We start from the raw sequence: 18,120 nt of genomic DNA on the forward strand, positions 1-18,120 counted from the left end.
ACTGAAGGGAGCTCCACATGGCAAGTCCAATTCTACCGGGTCTGGGTTTAGGCTCCGGCCTCGATACCACCGCCATCGTCAAAGCATTGGTGGATGCAGATAAGGCCGCCAAACAGAATCAGATCACTCGTCAGACGACTATCAACACTTCGCAGATATCCGCGGTTGGTAGTCTCAAAAGTGTCCTGGCGAACTTTCAGACTGCGATCAAGAATCTGGGCGATACCAAAAACACGCAATTCCTGGGTTTCACTGCGACGTCCGCCGATCCAAAAGTGCTGACAGCGGTAGCCAGCAATACGGCCGTCAACGGTACGTATTCGATCAAGGTCACCAACCTTGCGACCTCTTCCAAAGTGGCGACTGCCGCTTTTGCTGGTGGTGCAACCAGCCCTATTCCTGCAGGTACGCTGAATATCACGCAAAATGGCGTCAGCAGTCCCGTGACCATTCCGGCGGGCGCAACGTTGCAATCAGTGCGTGATGCGATCAACACCCAGCAGGGCGCCAACGGCTTCAGCGCCAACATCGTGACCGACCAGTTCGGTTCGCGTCTGGTGATGGGGTCGACGACGACCGGTGCCGGTTCCGATATCACCCTCAGTGGTATTGCAGGCCTGGAAATTACAGCCGGCCAGAAAATGGACACACCGCCGACGGGGGCCTCGGCCGGTGCCATCGGTGAGTTCGCGATGGATGCGAGCTTCAGCGTGGATGGTCTCGCGCTGACCAGCAAGAGCAACACGGTTGATAAGGCGATCTCCGGCTTGACCCTTAATCTGGTCGCCGGTGGTAATGCAACCACAACGGTAACGGTTGGTCCGAACAACGATGGCTTGAAAAAATCCATTCAGACGTTCGTAGACGCTTACAACCAGGTCGTGACCAGCGTGAATGCCTTGACCAAGCCAACTCTGGATGACGACGGCAAACCGACCGTTGCGGCAGCGTTGACCGGTGATCCTCTGGCGCGCGGTATTCTGGCGTCGATTCGTGAGCCGCTGGCCACGACGGGTGCGGGTGACAAACTCACGGTTCTGTCGCAGTTGGGTATTACCACCAACCAGAAGACCGGTGCGCTGGATTTCGACAGTACCAAGTTTACAACCGCGATGGGTACGCAGCAGCTCGGTGGTGAGGTTCAGAAGCTGTTCCTGGGCGACCCGGCAGCAACCGGTGCTGCCTCCAAAGGCTTGCTGGATCGTATGAACGATGCCATCACACCTTATACCGTTACCGGCAAGGACGGCATCCTGGATGCGCGCTCGACCAACCTGGCCAAGGCCAAGACCAATCTGTCCAACCAGCAGGTAGCTCTGGATCGTCGGGTTGAAACGCTGACTGCCGTGTTGACCAAAAAGTACAACGACATGGACACTCTGGTCGGAAAGCTGAAGGCCACTGCCAGCAACATTACTTCGATGTTCGAGGCAATCTCGGCACAGCAGAGGAACAGCTGATAGCGCTGTAAACGCCAAAAGCCCGGCGACGTTTTCGGCGTTCCGGGCTTTTTGCATTTGCATCTAAAGTTTTTTGACGCGTCGTCGATATGCTGGTTATACGAACCAAAGATTTCAGATGAGGTACAACATGAATCCAATGTTAGCCCTTCGCCAATACCAGAAGATTGGCGCTCAGGCCCAGACTTCCGAAGCCAGCCCTCATCGTCTGGTGCAAATGCTGATGGAGGGAGGCCTGGATCGAATTGCCCAGGCCAAAGGTGCGATCGAACGCAAAGACATCCCGAACAAGGGTGTGTTCATCAGCAAGGCTATCGGCATTATCGGTGGTCTGCGTGAAGGTCTGGATCTGGATAACAAGGCTGAGTCGGTGGGCGAACTGGACAGTCTCTACGCTTACATGATGAAGCGTCTGGCGCAAGCCAACGTCAATACCGATCCAAAGATCCTCGATGAAGTCGCTGACCTGCTGAGCACGGTCAAGGACGGCTGGGATGCCATCGGCACGCCAGGCCCTCAGTTTTAAGGAGATCACCATGAGTCTTGTATTGCAGCGAATCGAACAAACCCGAGAAGGTCTTGTAGGCGCTCTGGCCGAGCGTAACTGGGAAGCCATCGGGGAGTTGGACCAGGCTTGCCGTTCCTGCATGGAAGACGTCTTGAGTGAACCTTCGGTGGACGAGGCGGCGTTGCGCGATAATCTTGAAGAGTTGCTGGGGGTCTACAAGCAGCTGCTTGAGGCGGCAACGGGAGAGCGGCAGGCGATAGTCGATGAGATGTCGCAGATCACCCAAGCACAAAACGCGGCAAAGGTTTACCATCTGTTTGGTTAATTGACGCCAGTTAATCCAGATATAGTGCGCCATAAATTTGACTGTGCACGGTTTTTTGACTTAACTAGTGGCTGTTCCAGATTTCAGTCGTCTTCAGGCATATTTGTGCCTGCAAGCGTTTAGCTTGCCCCAGCATTTTGGGCATCGAGTTGACTAGGGAAGTTGCTATTGCATGTGGCGTGAAACCAAAATTCTGCTGATTGATGACGATAGCGTCCGTCGCCGCGACCTGGCGGTGATTTTAAATTTTCTCGGCGAAGAAAATTTACCCTGCGGTAGCCATGACTGGCAGCAGGCTGTCGGCTCTTTGTCGTCAAGTCGTGAAGTGATCTGTGTCCTCATCGGGACGGTCAACGCTCCTGGTGCACTTCTGGGCTTGCTTAAGACACTCTCGACATGGGATGAGTTCCTTCCGGTTTTGTTAATGGGCGATAATTCTTCCATTGACCTGCCGGAAGACCAGCGTCGGCGAGTGCTTTCGACCCTCGAAATGCCGCCCAGCTACAGCAAATTGCTCGATTCGCTGCACCGTGCCCAGGTCTATCGCGAGATGTACGACCAGGCCCGCGAGCGCGGTCGTCATCGCGAACCCAATCTTTTCCGCAGTCTTGTCGGCACCAGTCGGGCGATTCAACACGTCCGCCAGATGATGCAGCAAGTCGCCGATACCGATGCCAGCGTGCTGATCCTCGGTGAGTCCGGCACCGGCAAGGAAGTGGTTGCGCGCAACCTGCATTACCATTCCAAGCGCCGCGAAGCGCCGTTCGTGCCGGTCAACTGCGGGGCGATCCCGGCCGAGCTGCTGGAAAGCGAATTGTTCGGTCATGAGAAGGGCGCCTTCACCGGGGCGATCACCAGCCGCGCCGGTCGATTCGAACTGGCCAACGGCGGCACCCTGTTCCTCGATGAAATCGGCGACATGCCGCTGCCGATGCAGGTCAAGTTGCTGCGCGTGTTGCAGGAGCGCACCTTCGAGCGCGTGGGCAGCAACAAGACCCAGAGCGTCGACGTGCGCATCATTGCGGCGACCCACAAAAATCTCGAAAGCATGATCGAGATCGGCACCTTCCGCGAAGACTTGTACTACCGCCTGAATGTGTTCCCGATCGAGATGGCGCCGCTGCGTGAGCGCGTCGAAGACATTCCGCTGCTGATGAACGAACTGATCTCGCGCATGGAGCACGAGAAGCGCGGTTCGATCCGGTTCAACTCGGCGGCGATCATGTCGCTGTGCCGGCATGGCTGGCCGGGCAACGTCCGTGAACTGGCCAACCTGGTGGAGCGCATGGCGATCATGCATCCATACGGCGTGATCGGCGTGGTCGAGTTGCCGAAGAAATTCCGCTACGTCGACGATGAAGACGAGCAGATGGTGGACAGCCTGCGCAGTGATCTGGAAGAGCGTGTGGCCATCAACGGTCATACGCCGGACTTCACGGCCAACGCCATGTTGCCTCCGGAGGGCCTGGACCTGAAGGACTACCTCGGTGGTCTGGAGCAAGGCTTGATTCAGCAGGCGCTGGATGATGCCAACGGCATTGTGGCGCGCGCGGCCGAGCGCCTGCGCATCCGTCGTACCACGCTGGTGGAAAAGATGCGCAAGTACGGCATGAGCCGTCGTGATGGAGACGAACAGGCGGATGATTGACGCCTGTTTTCCAATCCATTCATTTATAAGCAGTTTTTTTTAGGCACGGGTATTGCTACGTCCCTCGCAACGTTCCGTTTAACTGACGGTCAGCCAAGCGAGAGAGCACGATGCCCCAAGCCGCCCAGATGTCTCCTGTCCCTGATGCTTCGCGGCAACCGTCGTCCGTAGAGCAGGCGAGCCGGCTTGGCCTTGAGCAGGCATTCGCGCTGTTCAATCAGATGTCCAGTCAGTTGACCGACTCCTACAGCATGCTTGAAGCCCGGGTGACCGAGCTCAAGGGTGAATTGGCCGTGGTCAGCGCCCAACGCATGCAGGAGCTCGCGGAAAAAGAACGCCTGGCCAACCGCCTGCAAAACCTCCTCGATCTGTTACCCGGCGGAGTCATCGTCATCGACGCCCAAGGCATCGTGCGCGAAGCCAATCCGGCGGCGTGCGAGTTGCTGGGGCTGCCGCTGGAGGGTGAGTTGTGGCGCCACGTCATTGCCCGCTGTTTTGCACCGCGCGAAGACGATGGCCATGAAGTTTCCCTCAAGGATGGTCGGCGCCTGTCGATCGCCACGCGCTCGCTGGACGCCGAGCCTGGTCAGTTAGTGTTGCTCAACGATCTGACCGAAACCCGCCATCTGCAGGATCAACTGGCCCGTCATGAACGCCTGTCGTCGCTGGGGCGCATGGTCGCTTCGTTGGCGCATCAGATACGTACGCCGTTGTCCGCCGCGTTGCTGTATGCCAGTCATTTGACCGAGCAAGAGCTGCCGGTCGCTACTCAGCAGCGCTTCGCCGGCCGCCTCAAGGAGCGCCTGCACGAATTGGAGCACCAGGTGCGCGACATGCTGGTCTTCGCCCGGGGCGAATTGCCGCTGACCGACCGCGTGACGCCAGGCCAATTGATGCAATCTTTGCAAGCGGCGGCGCTGACCCATGTACAGGATTTGCCGATCCGCTGGCAGTGCGACAGTCACTCGGGGGAGTTGCTGTGCAATCGCGACACCCTGGTCGGTGCGATCCTCAATCTGATCGAGAACGCCATTCAGGCCAGTGCCGGCCAATTGCGCCTCAAGATTCATCTCTACACTCGCGGCAATAACTTGCGCCTGTGCGTCAGCGACAGTGGCTGCGGTATCGATGCCGCCGTTCTGGCGCGATTGGGTGAGCCCTTTTTCACCACCAAGACTACCGGCACTGGTCTTGGCCTGACCGTGGTCAAGGCAGTGGCGCGTGCTCATCAGGGAGAATTGCAGTTGCGTTCGCGGCTCGGTCGCGGCACCTGCGCGCAGGTGACCCTGCCGTTGTTCAGCAGCGCTCAAGGAGCGGAGTGAAACAGATGGGTATCAAGGTTCTGCTGGTCGAGGACGACCGCGCGTTGCGCGAGGCGCTGGCCGATACGCTGTTGCTCGCGGGGCACGATTACAAGGCGGTGGGTTCGGCAGAGGAAGCGTTGCTTGCCGTCGACGGCGAGGCCTTCAGCCTGGTGATCAGCGACGTCAACATGCCGGGCATGGACGGCCATCAGTTGCTGGGTATGCTGCGAGCGCGGCAGCCGCAGTTGCCGGTGTTGCTGATGACGGCTCACGGTGCGGTCGAGCGTGCGGTCGATGCGATGCGCCAAGGTGCGGCGGACTACCTGGTCAAGCCATTCGAGCCCAAGGCGTTGCTCGATCTGGTAGGGCGTCATGCCCTGGGCAGTCTCGGCCAGGCCGAGGGCGAAGGGCCGATAGCATTCGAGCCAGCGAGCGCGCAGTTGCTCGAATTGGCGGCGCGGGTCGCACGCAGTGATTCCACGGTGTTGATCTCGGGCGAGTCGGGCACGGGCAAGGAAGTGCTGGCGCGATACATCCACCAGCATTCTCATCGCGCCAGCCAGCCGTTCATTGCGATTAATTGCGCAGCGATCCCGGACAACATGCTCGAAGCGACCTTGTTCGGGCACGAGAAGGGCTCCTTCACCGGCGCCATAGCCGCGCAGGCCGGCAAGTTCGAACAGGCCGACGGCGGCACCATCCTGCTCGACGAAATTTCCGAAATGCCCCTGGGGCTCCAGGCCAAACTGCTGCGTGTGTTGCAAGAGCGCGAGGTCGAAAGGGTTGGGGCGCGCAAGCCGATCACCCTGGATATTCGTGTGGTCGCCACCACCAATCGAGATCTGGCGGGTGAGGTGGCGGCGGGGCGCTTCCGCGAAGATCTTTACTATCGCCTGTCGGTGTTTCCCCTGGCCTGGCGCCCGTTGCGCGAGCGTACCGCCGACATCCTGCCGTTGGCCGAGCGCCTGCTGGCCAGGCACGTCAATAAAATGAAGCATGCGGCAGCCAGATTGTCCCCCGAGGCCCAGGCGTGTCTGATCGGTTATCCGTGGCCGGGCAATGTGCGTGAACTGGACAACGCGATTCAGCGTGCGCTGATACTGCAGCAGGGTGGCGTGATCCAGCCGCAGGATTTCTGCCTGACCGGACCGGTGGCTTGTGCGCCACTGCCTGCGTTGGCGCAGGCGCCGGTGCGTCCTGTGGAAGTCGAGTCCGAGCCGGCCGGTGCGCTGGGCGATGACCTGCGTCGCCGTGAATTCCAGATGATCATCGATACCTTGCGCGCCGAGCGCGGTCGTCGCAAAGAGGCGGCCGAGCGCCTGGGTATCAGCCCGCGAACCCTGCGCTACAAGCTGGCGCAGATGCGCGATGCCGGCATGGATGTGGAAGCCTTTTTGTTCGCGACCTGATTTGTTGACGACGCAAGGCTCGGGAAGGGCTTTTGTTCAGAGTGGCCATGGAGCTGGCACCCTTGTTGCTAACACCTCACTACCCGCCGAGTGAGTGTCAAAAAATTGCGGGTCGCCAAAGAGAGAGACCATGAGCCAAGGTATTGAATTCAATCGGTTGATGCTGGATATGCGTGCCATGCAAATGGATGCCATGTCTGCGCCGAAATCGACTGCCGTCCCTGAAATGACGGGCAGCAGCTTTTCCGACATGTTCGGTCAGGCCATCAATAAAGTGAACGACACCCAGCAGGCTTCCACGCAGTTGGCCAGTGCGTTCGAAATCGGCAAAAGCGGTGTCGACCTGACCGATGTGATGATTTCTTCGCAGAAGGCCAGCGTGTCGTTCCAGGCGTTGACCCAAGTGCGCAACAAAGTGGTTCAGGCCTACCAAGACATCATGCAGATGCCGGTTTAAAGGACGAGATTGAGTCATGGCAGAAGCAGTCGCCGATAACGTTCCGGCCAAGGCCACTCCAATAGACGGCAAACCGCCGCTGTTCGGGTTGTCCTTCCTGGAAAACCTCTCCGAGATGACCATGTTGCGTCAGGTGGGCCTGTTGGTCGGCCTGGCGGCGAGCGTGGCGATTGGTTTTGCCGTGGTGTTGTGGTCCCAGCAACCGGACTACCGGCCTCTGTACGGCAGCCTTGCCGGCATGGACGCCAAGCAGGTCATGGAAACCCTGGCCTCCGCCGATATCCCGTACACCGTCGAACCCAATTCCGGTGCCTTGCTGGTCAAGGCCGATGACCTGTCCCGTGCGCGCCTCAAGCTCGCGGCCGCTGGTGTCACTCCCAGCGACGGCAACATCGGTTTTGAAATCCTCGACAAGGAACAGGGACTGGGCACCAGCCAGTTCATGGAAGCGACCCGCTATCGTCGCGGCCTCGAAGGCGAACTGGCCCGCACCATTTCCAGCCTGAACAACGTCAAGGGTGCCCGTGTGCACTTGGCGATCCCGAAAAGTTCGGTGTTCGTGCGCGACGAGCGCAAGCCAAGCGCTTCGGTTCTGGTTGAACTCTATTCCGGTCGCTCCCTCGAACCCGGCCAGGTCGTGGCCATCATCAACCTGGTGGCGACCAGCGTTCCCGAACTCAGCAAGTCGCAGATCACCGTGGTCGACCAGAAGGGCAACCTGCTCTCCGATCAGGCGGAAAACTCCGAACTGACCATGGCCGGCAAGCAGTTCGACTACAGCCGTCGCATGGAAAGCATGCTCACCCAGCGTGTGCACAATATTCTGCAGCCGGTGCTGGGCAACGACCGTTACAAGGCCGAAGTCTCGGCCGATGTGGATTTCAGTGCGGTCGAATCGACTTCCGAGCAATTCAACCCGGATCAACCGGCGTTGCGCAGCGAGCAGTCGGTCAACGAACAGCGTACCGCCAGCAATGGCCCGCAAGGCGTGCCGGGTGCCTTGAGCAACCAGCCTCCAGCGCCGGCCTCCGCGCCGCAGACCACCGGCGGCACTCCGGGGGCAGCCGGCATGGTGCAGCCGGGCCAGCCGCTGGTTGATGCCAATGGCCAGCAGATCATGGACCCGGCCACCGGTCAGCCGATGCTCGCACCGTACCCGGCGGACAAGCGTCAACAATCGACCAAGAACTTCGAGCTCGACCGCTCCATCAGCCATACCAAGCAGCAGCAGGGCCGGTTGAATCGCCTGTCGGTGTCGGTCGTCGTCGACGATCAGGTCATGATCAACCCGGCCAACGGTGAAACCACCCGCGCGCCATGGAGCGCCGATCAATTGGCGCGCTTCACTCGCCTGGTGCAGGACGCGGTCGGCTTCGATGCCAGTCGTGGTGACAGCGTCAGCGTGATCAACATGCCGTTCTCCGCCGAGCGCGGTGAAGTGATTGCCGAAACTCCGTTCTACTCCCAGCCGTGGTTCTGGGACATCGTCAAGCAAGTGCTGGGCGTGCTGTTCATTCTGGTGCTGGTGTTCGGTGTGCTGCGTCCGGTGCTCAACAACATCACCGGTGGTGGCAAGGGCAAGCAGCTGGCCGGTATCGGCAGCGACGTCGAGTTGGGTGGCATGGGCGGTCTGGATGGCGAGTTGGCCAACGACCGTGTCAGCCTCGGTGGCCCGACCAGCATCCTGCTGCCGAGCCCGAGCGAAGGCTATGACGCTCAGTTGAACGCAATCAAGAGTCTGGTGGCAGAAGACCCGGGTCGTGTGGCCCAGGTCGTGAAAGAGTGGATTAACGCAGATGAGTGATAACCGAGCCGTTGCCGCCAAACTGTCCAAGGTCGACAAAGCCGCAATCCTGTTGCTGTCCCTGGGCTCCACCGACGCTGCCCAGGTGCTGCGCCACATGGGCCCCAAAGAGGTTCAGCGCGTGGGTGTGGCCATGGCCCAGATGGGTAATGTGCACCGTGAGCAAGTCGAGCAGGTGATGAGCGAGTTCGTCGATATCGTCGGCGACCAGACCAGCCTGGGCGTCGGCTCCGACGACTATGTGCGCAAGATGCTCACCCAGGCCCTGGGCGAAGACAAGGCCAACGGCCTGATCGACCGCATCCTGCTCGGTGGCAACACCAGCGGCCTCGACAGCCTGAAGTGGATGGAGCCGCGCGCCGTCGCCGACGTGATCCGTTACGAGCACCCGCAGATCCAGGCGATCGTAGTGGCGTATCTCGATCCGGACCAGGCCGGTGAAGTGCTCGGCAACTTCGACCACAAGGTTCGGCTGGACATCATCCTGCGGGTGTCCTCGCTGAACACCGTACAGCCAGCGGCCCTGAAAGAGCTCAACCAGATTCTCGAGAAGCAGTTCTCCGGCAACTCGAATGCCTCGCGCACCACCCTGGGTGGCATCAAGCGCGCGGCGGACATCATGAACTTCCTCGACAGCTCCATCGAAGGCCAGCTCATGGACTCGATCCGCGAAGTCGACGAAGACCTGTCCGGTCAGATCGAAGACCTCATGTTCGTGTTCAACAACCTGGCCGATGTCGACGACCGCGGGATCCAGGCGCTGCTGCGCGAAGTGTCCTCCGATGTGCTGGTGCTGGCCCTCAAGGGGTCGGACGAAGGCGTCAAGGAGAAGATCTTCAAGAACATGTCCAAGCGTGCGGCCGAGCTGTTGCGCGACGACCTGGAAGCCAAGGGCCCGGTGCGCGTCAGCGACGTGGAAACCGCGCAGAAGGAAATCCTCACCATCGCCCGCCGTATGGCCGAAGCCGGAGAAATCGTTCTCGGCGGCAAGGGCGGCGAGGAAATGATCTAACACCATGGTCAAGAATGATGATGCACCCACTGACCTGATCCGGGCCAGGGATGTCAGTGGTTTCGAGTCCTGGGCGCTGCCCAGCTTCGACCCGCCGGAACCCGAGCCGGAACCAACGCCTGAACCCGAACCGCCGGAAATGGAGGAAGTGCCGCTGGAGGAAGTCCAGCCACTGACCCTCGAAGAGCTCGAAAGCATTCGCCAGGAGGCCTACAACGAAGGCTTCGCGGTGGGTGAGAAGGAAGGCTTCCACAGCACCACGCTCAAGGTCCGTCAGGAAGCCGAAGTGGCCCTGGCCGCCAAGATCGCGGGGCTGGAACAATTGATGGCGCATCTGTTCGAGCCTATTGCGGAACAAGACACCCAGATTGAAAAGTCCCTGGTCGACCTCGTGCAGCACATCACCAAACAAGTGATCCAGCGCGAGCTGGCTATCGACTCGACGCAGATCGAGCACGTGATGCGCGAAGCCCTCAAGCTCTTGCCGTTGGGCGTGGGCAATGTGCGGCTGTACATCAATCCGCAGGACTTCGCACAGGTCAAAGCCCTGCGCGAGCGTCATGAGGAAACCTGGCGCATTGTCGAGGATGAGTCGTTGTTGCCTGGCGGTTGCCGGGTCGAGACCGAGCACAGCCGCATCGACGCCACGGTCGAAACCCGTGTCGCGCGGGTGATGGACAAACTGTTCGATCAGTTGCACGAGCAGGCCTTGCACCCGGCCGCGCCCGACCTGAGCCTGGAACTACCGATCGACAGCAAACCTGCGACCGCGCCAGAGCCGGATGCATCTGATGCGCCTTGAACGCACCAGCTTCGCCAAGCGCCTGGGCAGTTACGCCGAGGCGACTGAACTGGCCGGTGCGCCGATCCTTGAGGGCCGCTTGCTGCGCATGGTCGGCCTGACCCTCGAAGCCGAAGGCCTGCGCGCCGCCATGGGCAGCCGCTGCATGGTCATCAACGACGACAGCTATCACCCGGTGCAGGTTGAAGCCGAAGTCATGGGGTTCTCCGGCAGCAAGGTCTTTCTGATGCCGGTCGGCAGTGTCGCCGGCATCGCCCCCGGTGCCCGAGTGGTGCCGTTGTCCGATACCGGTCGCCTGCCCATGGGCATGAGCATGCTCGGGCGCGTGCTGGACGGTGCCGGTCGTGCGCTGGACGGCAAGGGCGGGATGAAGGCCGAAGACTGGGTGCCGATGGATGGCCCGACCATCAACCCGCTCAAGCGCGAACCGATCAGCGAACCGCTGGACGTGGGTATCCGTTGCATCAACGGCATGTTGACCGTCGGTCGCGGTCAACGACTCGGGCTGTTCGCCGGTACCGGTGTCGGCAAATCCGTGCTGTTGGGCATGATGACCCGCTTCACCGAGGCCGACATCATTGTCGTCGGACTGATCGGTGAGCGGGGTCGCGAAGTTAAAGAGTTCATCGAGCACATCCTCGGTGAAGAAGGGCTCAAGCGTTCGGTGGTGGTGGCGTCCCCGGCGGACGATGCGCCGCTGATGCGACTGCGCGCAGCGATGTATTGCACGCGCATCGCCGAATATTTCCGTGACAAGGGCAAGAACGTCCTGTTGCTCATGGATTCGCTGACCCGTTTCGCCCAGGCCCAGCGGGAAATCGCCCTGGCCATCGGTGAGCCGCCCGCGACCAAGGGCTATCCGCCGTCGGTGTTCGCCAAGCTGCCGAAACTGGTGGAGCGGGCCGGCAACGCGGAGAAGGGCGGTGGTTCGATCACCGCGTTCTACACGGTGCTGTCCGAAGGCGACGACCAACAGGATCCGATTGCCGACTCGGCGCGGGGCGTGCTCGACGGGCACATCGTGCTGTCCCGGCGTCTGGCCGAGGAAGGACATTACCCGGCCATCGATATCGAAGCGTCCATCAGCCGGGTGATGCCGGCGGTGGTGTCGCCGGAACACATGGCCCGTGCGCAGTATTTCAAGCAGTTGTGGTCGCGCTATCAACAGAGCCGCGACCTGATCAGTGTCGGCGCCTATGTCGCCGGTGGAGATCGCGAGACCGACCTGGCGATTTCCCTGCAACCGCAATTGGTCAAATACCTGCGCCAGGGCCTCAACGACAGCATCAGCCTGGGCGAAAGCGAGGCGTATCTGGCCTCGATCTTCGCACCCGCGGCAGGCGGTTAAGCGGTCATGGCCCTGAGTCGGGCGGGACGGCTGGCGCCGGTGGTGGAAATGGCCGAAAAGGCCGAGAAAACCGCGGTCCAGCGCCTGGGGCACTTTCAAGGTCAGGTTCGTCTGGCACAAAGCAAACTCGCCGACCTCGAAGCCTTCCGTCTCGACTATCAGGAACAATGGATTGTGCGCGGCAGCGGCGGCGTCTCGGGCCAATGGTTGCTGGGCTATCAGGGCTTTCTCGCGCAACTGGGCACGGCCATCGACCAGCAGCGGCAAAGTCTGGCCTGGCATCAGAACAACCTGAACAAGGCCCGGGAGACCTGGCAGCAGGCGTTTGCCCGGGTCGAAGGCTTGCGCAAGCTGGTTCAGCGCTATGCCGACGAGGCGCGGGCGCTTGAAGACCGGCGCGAACAGAAATTGCTGGATGAATTGTCCCAGCGCTTGCCGCGTGAGAACCCCTATTGAGCGTGCTTTCAAAAAACAGGCTGGCTTGCCCTCATTCCCTCCTGATGCTAAACCTTCTAAACGTTTTCCAAAGACAAGGAAGCCATTAAATGTCAGTCGTTACAGAAATGTCCCAGGACGGGCAAAAGCTGACGATCTCGGTCAAGGGTCGTTTCGATTTCGCCAAGCATCAGGAATTTCGTCAGTCCTACGAAGATAAACAGCTGTCGGCGGTCGTGGTCGACCTGAAAGACGCCACTTACCTCGACAGTTCGGCCCTGGGCATGCTGCTTTTGCTGCGCGATCACGCCGGTGGCGACGACTCCGATGTGCGCGTCGTCAACAGCAGTACCGACGTGCGCAAAATCCTCGCCATCTCCAACTTCGACAAACTGTTCGACATCAGTTGATTGCCATGCAGCCACTGGAGCCGCTGACGATCCTGATTGCCGAGGACAGCGCCGCCGATCGCCTGCTGTTGTCGAGCATCCTGCGCCGCCAGGGGCACGACGTGCTGACGGCGGCCAACGGCGCCGAAGCGGTCGAGGTGTTTCGCCTGCAACAACCGCACCTGGTGTTGATGGATGCGATGATGCCCGTCATGGACGGCTTCGAGGCGGCTCGGCAGATCAAGGCCCTGGCCGGGGAAACCCTGGTGCCGATCATCTTCCTCACGTCGTTGTCCGAAAGTGAAGCCCTGGCCCGTTGCCTTGAAGTCGGCGGCGACGATTTTCTGGCAAAGCCCTACAACCAGGTGATTCTCGCTGCCAAGATCAAGGCGATGGATCGCTTGCGGCGGTTGCAGGACACCGTGCTGCAACAGCGCGACCAGATCGCCCGGCACCACGACTACCTGCTCAACGAACAGCGCGTGGCCAAGGCCGTTTTCGACAAGGTGGCGCACTCCGGCTGTCTGAATGCCGCGCCGAATATCCGTTATCTGCAATCGCCCTATGCGCTGTTCAACGGCGACCTGTTGCTGGCCGCGTTCACCCCTGCCGGAGACATGCACGTGCTGCTGGGCGACTTCACCGGCCACGGTCTGCCGGCGGCAGTGGGCGCCATGCCCCTGGCCGAAGTCTTCTACGGGATGACCGCCAAGGGCTACGGCCTGGCGGAAACCCTGCGCGAGATGAATGCCAAGCTCAAGCGCATCCTGCCGGTGGACATGTTCTGCTGTGCCACGTTGCTGTGCCTGAGTTTTCAGCGCCGTTCGGTGGAAGTCTGGAACGGCGGCATGCCCGACGGTTACCTGCATCGCATTGCCAGTGGCGAGCGAATGCCTCTGCCGGCGCGGCACCTGCCTTTGGGGGTGCTGAGCCCGGAATCCTTCGATGAGCGTACCGACGTGTATCCCATGGCCCTCGGGGATCGGGTGTTTCTCCTGTCCGATGGGGTGATCGATACCTGCGACGCCAATGATCAGTTGTTTGGCGTGCAGCGATTGCAGTGGGTGTTTGCCGCCAATCGGCAGCCGGATGCGCTGTTCGAAGAGATCGAGCAGGCGCTGCGTCATTTCGGTGGAGAGGCGCGCGACGATGTCAGCATGGTCGAAATCAGCCTGCTGGAGACGGCACAGATCACTCCGCCGGCGTTGGTCTACTCCGACAGCGGCCAGTCCTGCCCGCTGGACTGGTCGGTGAGTTTCGAGTTTCGCGCCGCCACGCTCAAGCGTTTCAATCCGTTGCCCTATCTGTTGCAGTTGCTGCTTGAGGTTCATGGTCTTCGGGCTCAGAGCGGTGCGCTCTACAGTGTGCTGGCGGAGCTCTATTCCAATGCGCTGGAACATGGCGTGCTGGGGCTGGACTCGAGCCTCAAGCGCGATGCCTCGGGGTTTGCGCGGTATTATCAAGAGCGCAATACCCGGCTGGACGAGCTGCAGGAAGGCTATGTACGGCTGCATTTGCAGGTGACGCCAACGGACGATGGCGGTTGCCTGACCATTCACATCGAAGACAGCGGCAAGGGTTTCGATGTCGAGCGGGTCATGGCAAGACCGTTGGAAGACGTCCGCCTGTCGGGACGTGGAGTCAGTCTGATCCGCCAGTTGGGGCGTAATGCCCGCTGGAGCGACAATGGTCGAAGTGCACGCGTGGAGTTTAACTGGGAGGCTCTGGCATAATCCGCGCATTCTTGATCAAGGAGTGAGCAAGTGGACGACACACATGTGGATCGCAGCGTGCTGAGTGTATTGCAGGAAGTGATGGAAGAGGGTTATCCAGATCTGCTGGATATCTTTCTTGCAGACTCCGAAGAGCGCCTGAAAGTCTTGAGAACGGCTGACAGTGGCGACCTGCTCGTTGAAACTGCCCATAGCTTCAAAGGCAGCAGCAGCAATATGGGCGCCCTCAGGCTGACCGAGCTCTGCCATCAGCTTGAGCTGCAAGCCAGAAGTTCGCCATGGGCCGCCGTTCAGGAACTGGTCCGCGAAATCGACCGCGAATTCGCCGGTATCCGGCCTCTGTACGAAGCTGAGCGACAGCGTTGCCCGGCGAAAATCTGAGCAGCACGCTGCATTTTGCCTTCTTCGAGTGAAACTGGCTCGACCTTTGCAGATAACTCATCCAACTGTACTTACGAGCCCTGTGCAGCGGAGACCGTTTCATGCCCGTTACCCCCGATATTCTGCTTCAGGCCTCCAGGCAGGCCAAGACTCAAGCCGGCTCCGCCAATCCTGCGGCCCAGACCGCTGAGCCCGGGGACAAGGCCGCAAGCTTCGCTCATGTCTATGCCAGCCAGGCCCAGAGCAAGCCCAGTGCGTTGGCGGATGCCTCGGTCAAGCCGGGTCGCGACACAACCGGCGATGTTGTCGGAAAAAAAGACGCTGGTGACGACAAGTCTGCCGCCGAGGAACCGGTGGTTGCCGATGGCGGCAAATCCTTGCCTGCCGACCCATCTGTGCAGGCTGACGACAAGGCCGCCGGCGATGACGTGTCGGATGCCGTTCCAGCTCCGGCCGTTGATGCCGCACTGCTGGATCTGGCGCTTGATCCTTCATTGCAGCCCGTCGTACCGGCACCGGTAGCCCCCACCGTGGTCGGCACCGTGCAACCTGTCGTTGAAGCGCCGGTAGCCGCAGCCGTCTCCGCGGCTACGGCTGCAATCCCTCCAGCGCCTGCCACTGCCGACGGTGATTTCGATCCCTCGACCGATCCGCTCGACGCATTGCCGGCGGTGCGCCTGGCGATGGAACAGGGCGGTCACGTATCGGCTTCCAGCCAGGCGCAGCCCAAGGCTACACCGACACAGACGCAAGCCCAGGCTGACGGCGAGCTGACGTCGGCGCAAAACTTTGCCGCCGGCATGGCGAGCATGCTGGATGTTCAGGGCGACAAGAGCAGCAGCGGACAGGGCGACGACAAGGCTTTCAGTGGCTTGATCGATGACGGCCTGAAGGATCTCAAGTCCGCCAGCAGCGACACCCGTGTCGATGATTTCGCCAACCGTCTGGCAGCGCTGACCCAGGCGGCCACTCCGAAGACAGCCAATGCCTTGCCGGTGAACCAGCCGATCGCCATGCACCAGAGCGGCTGGACCGAAGAGGTGGTGAACCGGGTCATGTACCTGTCCAGCGCCAATCTCAAGGCGGCGGACATCCAGTTGCAGCCCGCTGAACTCGGGCGTCTGGACATTCGGGTGAACATGGTTCCCGATCAACAGACCCAGGTCACGTTCATGAGTGCGCATCCGGGCGTCCGTGAGGCGCTGGATGGCCAGGTCCATCGCTTGCGCGACATGTTCGCGCAACAGGGCATGGGGCAGGTCGATGTCAATGTTTCGGACCAGTCCCGTGGTTCGCAGCAAGGGCAGGACCAAGCCCGGCAAAGCCAGACCGGACGGACCAGTGCCAGTGGCGGTCGCCTCGATTCAATGGATGACGACGTGGCCCCGGGCATTGCCGAAGTGGCTGCCAATACCACGAGCGTGATCGGCTCCAGCGCGGTCGATTACTACGCCTGACCAACACAGCACTGAACCCTGTGGGAGCGAGCTCGCTCCTACATGGCATAACACTTGCTCTTGCCTTGCCGTGCGACTGTGAAAACCCGAATAGTGACGGATTATTGGCATGGCGAAGAGCGACGCAGCAGTAGTAAAAGACCCCGCAACCAAAGGCAAACTCAAGCTGATCATCGTGATCGTGGTGGCCCTGCTGCTGGCGATCGGTGTGTCCGTGGGGGCGACCTGGTACTTCATGCACAGCGCTCAGAGCAAGCCTGCCGCCGCAGTGGAGCAGACGGCTCCCGTCGGTAAGCAGCCAGCGATTTTCGAATCGATGGCGCCAGCTTTCGTGGCCAACTTCAACCAGAACGGCCGCCAGCGCTACATGCAGGTGAGCATCACCATGCTCGCGCGCAATCAGGCGGACCTGGAAGCACTCAAGGTCCACATGCCGGTGATCCGCAATAACCTGGTCATGCTGTTCTCCGGGCAGGACTTTGCGACCCTCGCCTCGCCGGTCGGCCAGGAAATGCTGCGGCAGAAAGCCACCGCCAGCGTCCAGGAAGTGGCGCAGAAAGAGCTCGGCAAAGTGGTGATCGAACAGTTGCTTTTCACTAATTTCGTACTGCAGTAGGAACACGACATGGCCGTGCAGGACCTGCTGTCCCAGGATGAGATCGACGCGCTGTTGCATGGCGTCGACGATGGTCTGGTACAGACCGATAACGCTGCCGAACCCGGCACCGTCAAAAGCTATGACCTGACCAGCCAGGATCGCATCGTCCGCGGACGCATGCCGACCCTGGAAATGATCAACGAACGTTTCGCCCGCTACACACGCATCAGCATGTTCAACATGCTGCGGCGCTCGGCGGACGTGGCGGTCGGCGGCGTGCAGGTGATGAAGTTCGGCGAATACGTGCACTCGCTGTATGTGCCGACCAGCCTGAACCTGGTCAAGATCAAACCCCTGCGCGGTACTGCGCTGTTCATCCTCGACGCCAAACTGGTGTTCAAGCTGGTGGACAACTTCTTCGGCGGCGACGGCCGCCACGCCAAGATCGAAGGGCGTGAATTCACGCCGACCGAACTGCGCGTGGTACGCATGGTGCTGGAGCAGGCGTTCGTCGATTTGAAGGAAGCCTGGCAGGCGATCATGGAAGTCAATTTCGAGTACATCAACTCGGAAGTGAACCCGGCCATGGCCAACATCGTCGGCCCGAGCGAAGCCATTGTGGTGTCGACCTTCCACATCGAGCTCGATGGCGGTGGCGGCGACCTGCACGTGACCATGCCGTACTCGATGATCGAGCCGGTGCGCGAAATGCTCGACGCCGGCTTCCAGTCGGACCTCGACGACCAGGACGAGCGCTGGGTCAATGCGCTGCGCCAGGACGTGCTAGACGTCGACGTGCCGATCGGCGCGACGGTGGCTCGTCGTCAGTTGCGCCTGCGCGACATCCTGCATATGCAGCCGGGGGATGTGATCCCGGTCGACATGCCGGAAGAAATGATCATGCGCGCCAACGGCGTGCCGGCCTTCAAGGTCAAGATGGGCTCGCACAAGGGCAACCTGGCGTTGCAAGTGATCGAGCCGATCGAGCGCCGTTGACCGGCGTTCGTACTCATTCGCGATTAACCGAATTCTGAATTTTTGCTCGCCGAG

18 protein-coding genes are annotated in these 18,120 nt (G+C 60.6%); all 18 read left to right on the forward strand.

The window, feature by feature from the left end:
• Positions 1-17: 17 nt before the first annotated feature.
• Positions 18-1,460, forward strand: a complete 1,443-nt coding sequence (fliD, locus tag AABM52_RS07720; RefSeq protein WP_347911183.1) for a flagellar filament capping protein FliD — start codon at positions 18-20, stop codon at positions 1,458-1,460.
• Positions 1,461-1,590: 130 nt separating this feature from the next.
• Positions 1,591-1,986: a flagellar export chaperone FliS gene (gene fliS, locus AABM52_RS07725; protein WP_008052862.1), complete on the forward strand. Its 396-nt coding sequence runs from the start codon at positions 1,591-1,593 to the stop codon at positions 1,984-1,986.
• A 10-nt stretch (positions 1,987-1,996) separates the two neighbouring features.
• Entirely contained in the window at positions 1,997-2,293 is a 297-nt protein-coding gene (gene fliT, locus AABM52_RS07730; protein WP_008052864.1) for a flagellar protein FliT, read from the forward strand.
• Between the two features lie 172 nt (positions 2,294-2,465).
• Entirely contained in the window at positions 2,466-3,941 is a 1,476-nt protein-coding gene (locus AABM52_RS07735) for a sigma-54 dependent transcriptional regulator (protein WP_077045767.1), read from the forward strand.
• Positions 3,942-4,069: 128 nt separating this feature from the next.
• On the forward strand, positions 4,070-5,263 hold the full coding sequence (locus AABM52_RS07740; RefSeq protein ID WP_347912595.1) for an ATP-binding protein: 1,194 nt from the start codon (positions 4,070-4,072) through the stop codon (positions 5,261-5,263).
• A gap of 5 nt (positions 5,264-5,268) precedes the next feature.
• Positions 5,269-6,654, forward strand: coding sequence for a sigma-54 dependent transcriptional regulator (locus AABM52_RS07745; protein WP_347911186.1), 1,386 nt, complete (start codon positions 5,269-5,271; stop codon positions 6,652-6,654).
• Positions 6,655-6,784: 130 nt separating this feature from the next.
• Positions 6,785-7,111, forward strand: coding sequence for a flagellar hook-basal body complex protein FliE (gene fliE, locus AABM52_RS07750; RefSeq protein WP_008052868.1), 327 nt, complete (start codon positions 6,785-6,787; stop codon positions 7,109-7,111).
• A 16-nt stretch (positions 7,112-7,127) separates the two neighbouring features.
• Positions 7,128-8,915, forward strand: a complete 1,788-nt coding sequence (gene fliF / locus AABM52_RS07755) for a flagellar basal-body MS-ring/collar protein FliF (RefSeq protein ID WP_347911187.1) — start codon at positions 7,128-7,130, stop codon at positions 8,913-8,915.
• Positions 8,908-9,927, forward strand: coding sequence for a flagellar motor switch protein FliG (gene fliG, locus AABM52_RS07760; RefSeq protein WP_007983391.1), 1,020 nt, complete (start codon positions 8,908-8,910; stop codon positions 9,925-9,927). The genes fliF and fliG overlap by 8 nt, the downstream gene beginning before the upstream one ends.
• Positions 9,928-9,931: 4 nt before the next feature.
• Positions 9,932-10,729 (forward strand): flagellar assembly protein FliH, encoded by a 798-nt coding sequence (gene fliH / locus AABM52_RS07765; protein ID WP_347911188.1) that lies wholly within the window; start codon positions 9,932-9,934, stop codon positions 10,727-10,729.
• On the forward strand, positions 10,719-12,077 hold the full coding sequence (fliI, locus tag AABM52_RS07770; RefSeq protein WP_150724464.1) for a flagellar protein export ATPase FliI: 1,359 nt from the start codon (positions 10,719-10,721) through the stop codon (positions 12,075-12,077). Before fliH ends, fliI begins: the two co-directional genes overlap by 11 nt.
• Before the next feature lie 6 nt (positions 12,078-12,083).
• The gene (gene fliJ / locus AABM52_RS07775) at positions 12,084-12,533 is read left to right on the forward strand and encodes a flagellar export protein FliJ (RefSeq protein WP_223456448.1); all 450 of its coding nucleotides are present in this window, start codon (positions 12,084-12,086) and stop codon (positions 12,531-12,533) included.
• Between the two features lie 89 nt (positions 12,534-12,622).
• On the forward strand, positions 12,623-12,922 hold the full coding sequence (locus AABM52_RS07780) for an STAS domain-containing protein (protein WP_347911189.1): 300 nt from the start codon (positions 12,623-12,625) through the stop codon (positions 12,920-12,922).
• Between the two features lie 5 nt (positions 12,923-12,927).
• Entirely contained in the window at positions 12,928-14,634 is a 1,707-nt protein-coding gene (locus tag AABM52_RS07785) for a fused response regulator/phosphatase (protein WP_347911190.1), read from the forward strand.
• A gap of 30 nt (positions 14,635-14,664) precedes the next feature.
• Complete coding sequence (locus tag AABM52_RS07790) at positions 14,665-15,015, forward strand: Hpt domain-containing protein (protein ID WP_347911191.1); 351 nt, start codon at positions 14,665-14,667, stop codon at positions 15,013-15,015.
• Positions 15,016-15,116: 101 nt separating this feature from the next.
• Positions 15,117-16,472, forward strand: coding sequence for a flagellar hook-length control protein FliK (locus tag AABM52_RS07795; RefSeq protein WP_347911192.1), 1,356 nt, complete (start codon positions 15,117-15,119; stop codon positions 16,470-16,472).
• Positions 16,473-16,581: 109 nt separating this feature from the next.
• Positions 16,582-17,088, forward strand: a complete 507-nt coding sequence (gene fliL / locus AABM52_RS07800) for a flagellar basal body-associated protein FliL (protein WP_347911193.1) — start codon at positions 16,582-16,584, stop codon at positions 17,086-17,088.
• 9 nt (positions 17,089-17,097) lie between these two features.
• Complete coding sequence (gene fliM, locus AABM52_RS07805) at positions 17,098-18,066, forward strand: flagellar motor switch protein FliM (protein ID WP_046037701.1); 969 nt, start codon at positions 17,098-17,100, stop codon at positions 18,064-18,066.
• The last annotated feature ends 54 nt before the right edge of the window (positions 18,067-18,120 follow it).

The sequence above is a fragment of the Pseudomonas grandcourensis genome (genome assembly GCF_039909015.1).
In the GTDB taxonomy this organism is placed as follows: Bacteria; Pseudomonadota; Gammaproteobacteria; order Pseudomonadales; family Pseudomonadaceae; genus Aquipseudomonas; species Aquipseudomonas grandcourensis.

Coding starts and splice junctions, on each gene's coding strand:
- fliD (WP_347911183.1), top strand. CDS start 18: ATGGCAAGTCCAATTCTACCGGGTCTGGGTTTAGGCTCCGGCCTCGAT.
- fliS (WP_008052862.1), top strand. CDS start 1,591: ATGAATCCAATGTTAGCCCTTCGCCAATACCAGAAGATTGGCGCTCAG.
- fliT (WP_008052864.1), top strand. CDS start 1,997: ATGAGTCTTGTATTGCAGCGAATCGAACAAACCCGAGAAGGTCTTGTA.
- AABM52_RS07735 (WP_077045767.1), top strand. CDS start 2,466: ATGTGGCGTGAAACCAAAATTCTGCTGATTGATGACGATAGCGTCCGT.
- AABM52_RS07740 (WP_347912595.1), top strand. CDS start 4,070: ATGTCTCCTGTCCCTGATGCTTCGCGGCAACCGTCGTCCGTAGAGCAG.
- AABM52_RS07745 (WP_347911186.1), top strand. CDS start 5,269: ATGGGTATCAAGGTTCTGCTGGTCGAGGACGACCGCGCGTTGCGCGAG.
- fliE (WP_008052868.1), top strand. CDS start 6,785: ATGAGCCAAGGTATTGAATTCAATCGGTTGATGCTGGATATGCGTGCC.
- fliF (WP_347911187.1), top strand. CDS start 7,128: ATGGCAGAAGCAGTCGCCGATAACGTTCCGGCCAAGGCCACTCCAATA.
- fliG (WP_007983391.1), top strand. CDS start 8,908: ATGAGTGATAACCGAGCCGTTGCCGCCAAACTGTCCAAGGTCGACAAA.
- fliH (WP_347911188.1), top strand. CDS start 9,932: ATGGTCAAGAATGATGATGCACCCACTGACCTGATCCGGGCCAGGGAT.
- fliI (WP_150724464.1), top strand. CDS start 10,719: ATGCGCCTTGAACGCACCAGCTTCGCCAAGCGCCTGGGCAGTTACGCC.
- fliJ (WP_223456448.1), top strand. CDS start 12,084: ATGGCCCTGAGTCGGGCGGGACGGCTGGCGCCGGTGGTGGAAATGGCC.
- AABM52_RS07780 (WP_347911189.1), top strand. CDS start 12,623: ATGTCAGTCGTTACAGAAATGTCCCAGGACGGGCAAAAGCTGACGATC.
- AABM52_RS07785 (WP_347911190.1), top strand. CDS start 12,928: ATGCAGCCACTGGAGCCGCTGACGATCCTGATTGCCGAGGACAGCGCC.
- AABM52_RS07795 (WP_347911192.1), top strand. CDS start 15,117: ATGCCCGTTACCCCCGATATTCTGCTTCAGGCCTCCAGGCAGGCCAAG.
- fliL (WP_347911193.1), top strand. CDS start 16,582: ATGGCGAAGAGCGACGCAGCAGTAGTAAAAGACCCCGCAACCAAAGGC.
- fliM (WP_046037701.1), top strand. CDS start 17,098: ATGGCCGTGCAGGACCTGCTGTCCCAGGATGAGATCGACGCGCTGTTG.